Source organism: Streptomyces sp. RP5T, from assembly GCF_003933965.1.
Lineage (GTDB): Bacteria > Actinomycetota > Actinomycetes > Streptomycetales > Streptomycetaceae > Streptomyces.
Genome location: NZ_RSAJ01000289.1, coordinates 1 through 10,505, shown reverse-complemented (window position 1 = coordinate 10,505; position 10,505 = coordinate 1). Strand labels below are relative to the sequence as shown.

At 68.7% G+C, this 10,505-nt stretch carries 7 protein-coding genes; 3 read left to right on the top strand and 4 right to left on the bottom strand.

Annotated elements, in window-relative coordinates; genetic code table 11:
• Together EHS43_RS26405 and EHS43_RS26400 are read left to right on the top strand one after the other, a co-directional pair.
• Positions 1-3,339 (top strand): HAMP domain-containing protein (locus EHS43_RS26405; protein WP_125193252.1); only part of this gene is annotated, 3,339 nt, incomplete at its 5' end.
• Between the two features lie 13 nt (positions 3,340-3,352).
• The gene (locus EHS43_RS26400) at positions 3,353-3,898 is read left to right on the top strand and encodes a two-component system response regulator (protein ID WP_125193251.1); all 546 of its coding nucleotides are present in this window, start codon (positions 3,353-3,355) and stop codon (positions 3,896-3,898) included.
• Positions 3,899-3,989: 91 nt separating this feature from the next.
• On the opposite strand, the gene EHS43_RS26395 is transcribed toward EHS43_RS26400, so the two are convergent.
• Positions 3,990-5,864, bottom strand: a complete 1,875-nt coding sequence (locus EHS43_RS26395; RefSeq protein WP_125193250.1) for a long-chain fatty acid--CoA ligase — start codon at positions 5,862-5,864, stop codon at positions 3,990-3,992.
• 236 nt (positions 5,865-6,100) lie between these two features.
• Positions 6,101-7,969 carry a translation elongation factor 4 gene (gene lepA, locus EHS43_RS26390; RefSeq protein ID WP_125193249.1) on the bottom strand — a complete coding sequence of 623 codons (1,869 nt, stop codon included), beginning with the start codon at positions 7,967-7,969 and terminating at the stop codon, positions 6,101-6,103.
• Positions 7,970-8,230: 261 nt separating this feature from the next.
• Between lepA and rpsT the strand changes: the two genes are divergently transcribed.
• Positions 8,231-8,497: a 30S ribosomal protein S20 gene (rpsT, locus tag EHS43_RS26380; protein WP_125193247.1), complete on the top strand. Its 267-nt coding sequence runs from the start codon at positions 8,231-8,233 to the stop codon at positions 8,495-8,497.
• Between the two features lie 222 nt (positions 8,498-8,719).
• Here rpsT and EHS43_RS26375 read toward each other — a convergent pair whose 3' ends face one another.
• Positions 8,720-9,118, bottom strand: coding sequence for a nuclear transport factor 2 family protein (locus EHS43_RS26375; protein WP_125193246.1), 399 nt, complete (start codon positions 9,116-9,118; stop codon positions 8,720-8,722).
• A gap of 314 nt (positions 9,119-9,432) precedes the next feature.
• Positions 9,433-10,422, bottom strand: coding sequence for a DNA polymerase III subunit delta (holA, locus tag EHS43_RS26370; RefSeq protein ID WP_185806418.1), 990 nt, complete (start codon positions 10,420-10,422; stop codon positions 9,433-9,435).
• Between the last annotated feature and the right edge of the window lie 83 nt (positions 10,423-10,505).

Below are 10,505 nucleotides of genomic sequence, written 5' to 3'. Positions count from 1 at the left end.
GCCCAGGTGCGCGGGGTGTCCGGGGTCTGGAAGGACCTCACCGACAACGTCAACTTCATGGCGTCGAACCTGACTTCGCAGGTGCGCAACATCGCGCAGGTGACCACGGCCGTGGCCAACGGCGACCTCTCGCAGAAGATCACGGTCGACGCGCAGGGCGAGATCCTGGAGCTGAAGTCGACCATCAACACCATGGTCGACCAGCTCTCCGCCTTCGCCGACGAGGTCACCCGCGTGGCCCGCGAGGTCGGCACCGAGGGAAACCTCGGCGGCCGGGCCCAGGTGCGCGGGGTGTCCGGGGTCTGGAAGGACCTCACCGACAACGTCAACTTCATGGCGGACAACCTGACCTCGCAGGTCCGCAACATCGCGCTCGTGTCCACCGCCGTGGCCCAGGGCGACCTCGGCAAGAAGATCACGGTGGAGGCCAAGGGCGAGATCCTGGAGCTGAAGTCCACGATCAACACCATGGTCGACCAGCTCTCCGCCTTCGCCGACGAGGTCACCCGCGTGGCCCGCGAGGTCGGCACCGAGGGAAACCTCGGCGGCCAGGCGCAGGTGCGGGGCGTGTCCGGGGTCTGGAAGGACCTCACCGACAACGTCAACTTCATGGCTCTGAACCTGACTTCGCAGGTGCGCAACATCGCGCAGGTGACCACCGCCGTCGCCAACGGCGACCTGTCGAAGAAGATCACGGTCGACGCCCGCGGCGAGATCCTCGAACTGAAGGACACCGTCAACACGATGGTGGAGCAGCTGCGCGCCTTCGCCGACGAGGTGACCCGGGTGGCCCGCGAGGTCGGCACCGACGGACGGCTGGGCGGTCGGGCCCAGGTGCTGGGCGTCTCCGGGGTCTGGCGGGACCTGACCGACAACGTGAACTACATGGCCGACAACCTGACGTCCCAGGTCCGGAACATCGCCCAGGTGACCACCGCCGTGGCCAACGGCGACCTCTCCAAGAAGATCGACGTGGACGCGCGAGGCGAGATCCTGGAGCTGAAGACCGCCATCAACACCATGGTCGACACGCTCTCCTCCTTCTCCTCCGAGGTCACCCGCGTGGCCCGCGAGGTCGGCTCCGAGGGCCGGCTCGGCGGCCAGGCACGGGTCGAGGGCGTGTACGGCACCTGGAAGCGGCTGACGACCAACGTGAACGAGCTCGCCTCCAACCTGACCACCCAGGTCCGCGCGATCGCCGAGGTGGCCTCCGCGGTGGCCCAGGGCGACATGTCCCGCTCGATCACCGTGGAGACGCAGGGCGAGGTCGCCGAGCTCAAGGACAACATCAACCTGATGGTGGCCAACCTCCGCGAGACGACCCGCGCGAAGGACTGGCTGGAGTCCAACCTCGCCCGTCTCGCCGCCCTGATGCAGGGCCACCGGGACCTGATGGAGGTCGCCGACCTGATCCTGCGCGAGCTGACCCCGCTGGTGAACGCCCAGTACGGCGCGTTCTTCCTGGCCGACCCGGACGAGGACGGCGCCTCTCTGCGCACGACCGTTCCCGCGAAGGGACTGGCGTTCATCGCGGGCTACGGCTCGGCCCAGGGCGCGACCGTCGACACCGGCGGCATGCCGGTGCACGGTCTGGTCCGGCAGGCGGCCCGGGAGAAGAAGCGGATCCTGGTGGAGGAGGCGCCGCCGGACTACATCAAGATCAACAGCGGGCTGGGCGAGGCGGCCCCGGCGAGCGTCGTCATCATCCCGATCCTCTTCGAGGACAAGCTCCTCGGCGTCATCGAGCTCGCCTCCTTCTCCCGCTTCTCCGATGTCCACCTGGCGTTCTTCGACCAGTTCGTGAACACCATCGGCGTCGCCATCAACACCATCATCGCCAACTCCCGCACCGAGTCCCTGCTGGGCGAGTCCCAGCGCCTGGCGATGCAGCTCCAGGAGCGCTCGGACGAACTCCAGATGCAGCAGGCCGAGTTGCAGCGCTCCAACGCCGAACTGGAGGAGAAGGCGGCCCTGCTGGCCACCAGCTCGCAGTACAAGTCGGAGTTCCTGGCGAACATGTCGCACGAGCTGCGCACCCCGCTCAACTCCCTGCTGATCCTCGCCAGGCTGCTCTCCGACAACCCCGACGGCCATCTCTCCGACCAGGAAGTCCAGTTCGCCACCACGATCCACAGGTCGGGAAGCGATCTGCTGCAACTGATCAACGACATCCTGGACCTGTCGAAGATCGAGGCCGGCCGGATGGACGTACGCCCGAAGAAGCTGCCGCTCATCAAGCTGCTCGACTACGTCCACGCCACCTTCCGCCCGCTCACCCTGGACCGCGGACTGGCCTTCGAGGTGACGGTCGGCGACGACGTGCCGCGCGAGATGTACTCCGACGAGCAGCGCCTCCAGCAGATCCTGCGCAACCTGCTCTCCAACGCGATCAAGTTCACCGCCGGCGGCCGGGTCGAGCTGCGGGTGACCCGCGTCAAGGACCCCGAGCACCGGTGGGGGTCCGCGCACGCCAGCGAGGTCGAGAGCGGCGGCCTGCGCGACAACGACGACGTGGTCGCCTTCGCGGTCTCCGACACCGGCATCGGCATCGCGCGGGAGAAACTCCCGGTGATCTTCGAGGCGTTCCAGCAGGCCGACGGCACCACCAACCGCAAGTACGGCGGCACGGGGCTCGGCCTGTCCATCAGCCGGGAGATCGCGGGCCTGCTGGGCGGCCGTATCGTCGCCGAGAGCGAACCGGGCAAGGGCTCCACCTTCACGCTCTACGTCCCCGTCGTCAGCCCCGGCCACACGGCGACCGGCCCGACCACCGAGGACCACCCCCTGCCGGCCCCGGAGGACCTGTCCACCGAGCCGTACCCGACCGCCCACGACGCCGAGGACTCGTGGCCCGCGCCCACCAGACTGGAGGCGTGGCGGTCGGGCCGGGCGGGCCAGGTGCTCTCCGGCAGGCGGGTGCTGATCGTCGACGACGACATCCGCAACGTCTTCGCCCTCACCCATGTGCTGGGCCGCGTCGGCATGCCCGTCCTGTACGCGGAGAACGGCCGCGAGGGCATCGAGACCCTGGAGCGCAACCCGGACGTCGAACTCGTCCTGATGGACATCATGATGCCGGAGATGGACGGCTACGAGACCATCGCCGCCATCCGCCGCACCCCGCGCTGGACCGGACTGCCCATCGTCGCGCTCACCGCCAAGGCGATGCCCGGCGACCGCGAGAAGTCCATCGCGCGCGGCGCCAACGACTACGTACCCAAGCCGGTGGACGTCGACCAGCTGCTGACCGTCGTGTGCGAGCTCCTCGACCCCGAGGGCGCCCCGACGCGGGAGCGGACCGAAGCCGAGGAGGCGGTGGTACCGCCCACCGACGACTGAATGAGGCAGTCAGATGAACGCTGAGGCACGGACCGACGACGGTGCCGGCATCCTCCTGGTCGACGACATGGAGGACAACCTGATCGCCCTGGAGGCGGTCCTGGGGTCCCTCAACGAACCGCTGATCCGCGCCCGTTCGGGCGAGGAGGCGATGAAGGCCCTGCTGCGCCGCCGCTTCGCGCTGGTCCTCCTGGACGTGCGCATGCCGGGCATGGACGGCTTCGAGACCGCGGCCAACATCAAACGCCTGGACCAGACGAAGGACGTCCCGATCATCTTCCTGACGGGCACGGACGACGACTCGGGCTACGCCTTCCGCGGCTACGCGACGGGCGCGGCCGACTACCTGACCAAGCCGTTCGACCCGTGGGTGCTGCGCGCGAAGGTCAGCGTCTTCCTGGACCTGCACAGGAAGAACCAGCAGCTGGAACGGCTGCTGGCCCGGCAGCGGTCGGACTACGAGGAGGTGAGCAGGCGACTGGCGGCCCTGGAGGACGAGCTGACGGAGGCCCAGCTTGTCCAGGTCAAGGAACTCCGGCGCCTTCTGGAGAAACGGTGAGTTCGCATTTTTCAGGGGCGCGGGGAACTGCGCGACAAGCCACGACGAACCGCAAGCCGCCACGCAGCCCCCGCCCCCCTCCACTCACGCGTTACGCCTCGCGAGACCCCGCGTACATCTCATCGATCAGATGCTTGTACTCCCGCTCGACCACGGGCCGCTTCAGCTTCAGACTCGGCGTGATCTCCCCGTGCTCCACGTCGAGATCCCGCGGCAGCAGCCGGAACTTCTTGATCGTCTGCCACCGCTGCAAGCCCTCGTTCAGCTGCTTCACGTACCCCTCGACCATGGACACCGTGGCGGGCGCGGCGACGACCTCCGCGTACGGCTTCCCTTCGAGGCCGTTCTCCTTGGCCCACTCCAGGATCGACACCTCGTCGAGCGCGATGAGCGCGGTGCAGAAGTTCCGGTCCGCCCCGTGCACCAGGATGTTGGACACGTAGGGGCACACCGCCTTGAACTGCCCCTCCACCTCGGCGGGCGCGATGTACTTGCCGCCGGACGTCTTGATCAGGTCCTTCTTGCGGTCGGTGATCCGCAGGTATCCGTCGGGCGACAGCTCACCGATGTCCCCGGTGTGGAACCACCCGTCGGCCTCCAGCACCTCGGCCGTCTTCTCGGGCAGGCCGTGGTAGCCCTCCATGATCCCCGGGCCCCGCAGCAGGATCTCCCCGTCGTCGGCGATACGGACCTCCGTGCCGGGCAGCGGCTTGCCGACCGTACCGGTGCGGTAGGCCTCGCCGGGGTTGACGAAGGAGGCCGCGGAGGACTCGGTCAGGCCGTAGCCCTCCAGGATGTGGATGCCGGCGCCGGCGAAGAAATAGCCGATCTCGGGCGCGAGGGCGGCGGAGCCGGAGACGCAGGCCCTTAGGTTGCCGCCGAACGCCTCCCGGATCTTCGCGAAGACCAGCGTGTCGGCGACCTTGTGCTTGGCGCTCAGCCCGAAGGGCGCGGAGGCGACCCCGGTGCGTCGGAAGTTGTCCTGGGTGGCCTTGGCGTACTCGCGGCCCACCTCGGCGGCCCACTGGAAGATCTTGTACTTGGCGCCGCCGCCGGCCCGGGCCTTCGCGGCGACCCCGTTGTAGACCTTCTCGAAGATGCGCGGCACGGCCGCCATGTACGTCGGCTTGACGACCGGAAGGTTCTCGATGATCTTGTCGACGCGGCCGTCCACGGCGGTGACGTGGCCGACCTCGATCTGCCCGGAGGTCAGCACCTTGCCGAAGACGTGCGCCAGCGGCAGCCACAGGTACTGCACGTCCTCGCCGCTGATCAGCCCGGTCGCGGCGATCGCCTTCGCCATGTACGCCCAGTTGTCGTGCGGCAGCCGCACACCCTTGGGACGGCCGGTGGTGCCGGAGGTGTAGATCAGCGTGGCGAGCTGGTCCCTGGTGATCGCGCCGACCCGCTCCTTGATCAGCTCGGGGTCCTTCTCCAGACGGGCCGCGCCCCGGGCCTCCAGCTCGGTGAGCGTGAGCACGAAGTCGCCGCTCTCCACGCCCGCCGGGTCGATCACCACGACATGGGTCAGCGCGGGCAGCTCACCACGCTTCTCGACCGCCTTGGCGAGCTGCGTCGCGTCCTCCGCGATCAGCACCCGGCTCTCCGAGTCGGAGAGGATGAACGCCGACTCGTCCGCGTTGGTCTGCGGGTAGATCGTGGTCGTGGCGGCCCCGGCGCACATGATGCCGAGGTCCGCGAGGATCCAGTCGATGCGGGTCGAGGAGGCGAGGGCGACCCGCTGCTCGGGCTGCACCCCCAGCTCGATCAGCCCGGCCGCGATGGCGTGCACCCGCTCGGCGGCCTGCGCCCAGCTCAGCGACTTCCACTCGTCCGGGCCCTGGCCGGAGGCCGCCGGCACCGGGTAGCGGTACGCCTCGGCGTCGGGTGTGCTCGCAACGCGCTCCAGGAAGAGGGTCGCCACACTCGGCGGGCGGTTCTCGATCAGTGTCTGTGTGTCGCTCACGACATCCTCCGGGCCCGCGACAGTGCGGCTGGCTCTCAGGTTTGCGGCTGTTGTTTAACTCGCGAGTAACTATCGAGCAGAGATCAGAGTAAAGCGCGACCGACCCGTTCGTAAGGGGAGGCGCCCTGTCACTTCCTACAGAGCGCGACGTTACGCACGCGTAGGGGCCCGTCGCACTTTCGCACGACGGGCCCCCTTTCCGTCCGATTCAACCGGCAACCGGCTGTAACCCGCGGTTACTTCTTGCCCTTGCCCGATCCCGCGCTGTCATCGCTGGAGAGCACCGCGATGAAGGCCTCCTGCGGAACCTCCACGGAACCCACCATCTTCATCCGCTTCTTGCCTTCCTTCTGCTTCTCCAGCAGCTTCCGCTTACGGGAGATGTCACCGCCGTAGCACTTGGCGAGGACGTCCTTGCGGATGGCGCGGATGGTCTCGCGGGCGATGACCCGGGAGCCGATGGCCGCCTGGATGGGCACCTCGAAGGCCTGCCGCGGGATGAGCTCGCGCAGCTTGGCGACGAGCCGCACACCGTAGGCGTAGGCCGCGTCCTTGTGGGTGATCGCCGAGAAGGCGTCCACCTTGTCGCCGTGCAGCAGGATGTCCACCTTGACCAGGGACGACGTCTGCTCACCGGTGGGCTCGTAGTCCAGCGAGGCGTAGCCGCGCGTCTTGGACTTCAGCTGGTCGAAGAAGTCGAACACGATCTCCGCGAGGGGGAGCGTGTAGCGGATCTCGACCCGGTCCTCGGACAGGTAGTCCATGCCGAGCAGGGTGCCGCGCCGGGTCTGGCACAGCTCCATGATCGAGCCGATGAACTCGGTCGGGGCGAGGATCGTGGCGCGTACGACGGGCTCGTACACCTCGTTGATCTTGCCCTCGGGGAACTCGCTCGGGTTGGTGACGACGTGCTCGGTGCCGTCCTCCATCAGGACCCGGTAGACCACGTTGGGCGCGGTGGCGATCAGGTCGAGCCCGAACTCGCGCTCCAGGCGCTCGCGGATCACGTCGAGGTGGAGCAGGCCCAGGAAGCCGACGCGGAAGCCGAAGCCGAGGGCCGCGGAGGTCTCCGGCTCGTAGACCAGGGCGGCGTCGTTGAGCTGGAGCTTGTCGAGAGCCTCGCGCAGCTCGGGGTAGTCGGAGCCGTCCAGTGGATACAGACCGGAGAAGACCATGGGCTTGGGGTCCTTGTATCCCCCGAGCGCCTCCGTGGCCCCCTTCTGCTGGCTGGTGACGGTGTCACCGACCTTGGACTGGCGGACGTCCTTCACACCGGTGATCAGATAGCCCACCTCGCCGACACCGAGGCCGTCGGCGGACAGCATCTCGGGCGAGTTCGTCCCGATCTCCAGCAGCTCGTGCGTGGCGCCCGTCGACATCATCTTGATGCGCTCGCGCTTGTTGAGCTGGCCGTCGATGACACGGACGTACGTCACGACACCGCGGTAGGAGTCATAGACCGAGTCGAAGATCATCGCGCGGGCGGGGGCGTCGGCGACACCGACCGGGGCCGGGACCTCCTTGACGACCCGGTCAAGGAGCGCGTCGACGCCGAGCCCGGTCTTGGCGGAGACCTTGAGGACGTCGGACGGGTCGCAGCCGACGAGGTTCGCGAGCTCCTCGGCGAACTTCTCGGGCTGCGCGGCCGGCAGGTCGATCTTGTTGAGCACCGGGATGATCGTGAGGTCGTTCTCCATCGCCAGGTACAGGTTGGCGAGAGTCTGGGCCTCGATCCCCTGGGCGGCGTCCACGAGGAGGACGGTGCCCTCGCACGCGGCGAGCGACCGCGAGACCTCGTAGGTGAAGTCGACGTGCCCCGGGGTGTCGATCATGTTGAGGATGTGCGTGTTGCTCTTGTCGCCGGTGGGGGCCCACGGCAGACGCACCGCCTGCGACTTGATCGTGATTCCGCGCTCACGCTCGATGTCCATGCGGTCGAGGTACTGAGCACGCATCTGGCGCTGCTCGACCACACCGGTCAGCTGGAGCATCCGGTCGGCGAGCGTGGACTTGCCGTGGTCGATGTGCGCGATGATGCAGAAATTGCGGATCAGAGCCGGGTCGGTACGGCTCGGCTCGGGCACGTGGCTGGGGATCGCGGGCACGCAGGGTCCTGATTCTTGAGGCGTCCGCAGTGTCTGCGGTCTCGGGTCGGATCGATACGTAGCCTCCATGGTCCCACGGGCGGGGACCGGCGACCGGTTTGGGCCACTCGCTGGGCCGCTGGTAGTCTGGGTGGCTGTGTCTCATGCCCTCTCAGCGCGAGGCACAACTCCAAGAAATCACCTGGTACGGAACCCGGGTCTTCCTTGCTCTTCTGCTCGGAATCCTCCTGGCTTCGTGCCTGAACCTGTAGAGGCTCATTCGTGGCGAACATCAAGTCCCAGATCAAGCGGATCAAGACCAACGAGAAGGCGCGGCTGCGCAACAAGGCCGTCAAGTCCTCCCTGAAGACCGCGATCCGCAAGGCCCGTGAGGCCGCTGCCGCGGGTGACGTCGAGAAGGCCACCGAGTACCAGCGCGCTGCTGCGCGTGCGCTCGACAAGGCCGTCTCCAAGGGCGTCATCCACAAGAACCAGGCCGCCAACAAGAAGTCGGCGCTTGCTTCGAAGGTCGCGTCCCTCCAGGGCTGAACACCCTGATCTGACCGGTCCCCAGGGAATCCCGCGGGACCGAGCTGCCGGAAGGACCCAGAGCGGGCCCTCTCTCATCCGCTCCCGACCGGCTCCCAGGAGCCACGCGCGGCCTGCGTTCGCCACGCGGGCGTGGCCTCCGACCAGCTTGAACCGAAGGCCCCGGCACCTCGCCCTTCCCCAGGGCGGGGCGGCCGGGGCCTTCGGCACGCAACGAAGGTCTCAGTCCGACCAGAACGCGTTGCTCGTGTCGATGTCCTCGACGCACTCGTCGAGATCGGTGACCTTGTCCCCCACGATCCGGAAGACGATGCACCCGGTGTCGTCCAGGCGCCGGCCCTTGCGCTCGGCGGTGACCCGGCACATCCCGACGGCGTGCCCCCGCCCGTCGACGGCGATCCCGAGCACCTCCAGCCGCATCGACCCACCGGTGGCCTCACCGAGCCGCTGGTACATGTCGAGGATCGCGTCCTGGCCCTTGAAGTCCCCGGACAGCGGGTGACTGCCGGGCACGTGATGCGTGGCGTCCTTCGCGATCAGCTCCCGCAGGGTGTCGAGATCCCCGCGGCTGAACGCCTCGAACCCCTTGCGTACGAGCACAGCATGCGGATGTTCAGCCATGACGACCGCCACCTCTCCGTTGTCCGGCGATGTTCGGCTGACAGCATTGATTGTCCTCCCGGGACGCGGGGTGAGTCACCTCGGCGGGTGTCCGGGGCGCGCCCGAAGGGGCGCGGGGAACTGCGCGACCAGCCCCGACGGACGCGCAGACGCACTACGACGGCGAGCAGGGTCCCGTCACGCCATCACCATCGCCATCGCCATCGCCATCGCCATCGCCATCGCCATCGCCATCGCCATCGGGGGCAGGCGTACTCAGCCCTGCCGGGCACACTCACCCTCCGGCAAGCCAGGCACGCTCCGGCGCTCGCCCGCTAACCCCGCCCCCGCGACCGGGCCGCCCGGGCGATCGCCACCACGGCCTTCTCCAGGGCGTACTCCGGATCGTCCCCTCCGCCCTTCACCCTCGCGTCCGCCTCCGCCACGGCCCGCAGCGCGACAGCGACACCGTCCGGCGTCCACCCCCGCATCTGCTGCCGCACCCGGTCGATCTTCCACGGCGGCATCCCCAGCTCACGGGCGAGATCGGCGGGCCGCCCGCCCCGAGCCGACGACAGCTTCCCGATCGCCCGCACCCCCTGCGCCAGCGCACTGGTGATCATGACCGGCGCGACCCCGGTCGACAACGACCACCGCAACGCCTCCAGCGCCTCCGCGGCCCGCCCCTCCACGGCCCGGTCGGCGACGGTGAAGCTGGAAGCCTCGGCCCGCCCGGTGTAGTACCGCCCCACCACGGCCTCGTCGATCGTCCCCTCGACGTCGGCGACCAGCTGGGACACGGCGGACGCCAGCTCCCGCAGATCACTCCCGATCGCGTCGACCAGCGCCTGGCACGCCTCGGGCGTGGCGGACCGCCCGGTCGCCCGGAACTCCTGCCGCACGAAGGCCAGCCGGTCCGCCGGCTTGGTCATCTTCGGGCAGGCGACCTCTCGCGCCCCCGCCTTCCGCGCGGCGTCGAGCAGAGCCTTGCCCTTCGCTCCGCCGGCGTGCAGCAGCACCAGGGTGATCTCCTCGGCGGGCGCCCCGAGGTAGGCCTTCACGTCCTTGACGGTGTCGGCGGACAGGTCCTGCGCATGGCGCACGACCACGACCTTGCGCTCCGCGAACAGCGAGGGACTGGTCAGCTCGGCGAGCGTCCCCGGCTGCAACTGGTCCGGGGTCAGATCCCGCACGTCCGTGTCCGCGTCGGCGGCCCGAGCGGCGGCGACCACCTCCCCCACGGCCCGGTCGAGCAGCAGTTCCTCCTGCCCCACGGCAAGGGTCACCGGGGCGAGGAGATCGTCATGAGCAGTCTTCTTGGCCATCGCGTACAGCATGGCACGGGGCACTGACAGCCCCGTGACCACGGGCGCCGAGCGGTCCGCCCGCGAGAGGACCGCGCCGAAAC

Coding starts and splice junctions, on each gene's coding strand:
- EHS43_RS26400 (WP_125193251.1), top strand. CDS start 3,353: ATGAACGCTGAGGCACGGACCGACGACGGTGCCGGCATCCTCCTGGTC.
- EHS43_RS26375 (WP_125193246.1), bottom strand. CDS start 9,118: ATGGCTGAACATCCGCATGCTGTGCTCGTACGCAAGGGGTTCGAGGCG.
- holA (WP_185806418.1), bottom strand. CDS start 10,422: ATGGCCAAGAAGACTGCTCATGACGATCTCCTCGCCCCGGTGACCCTT.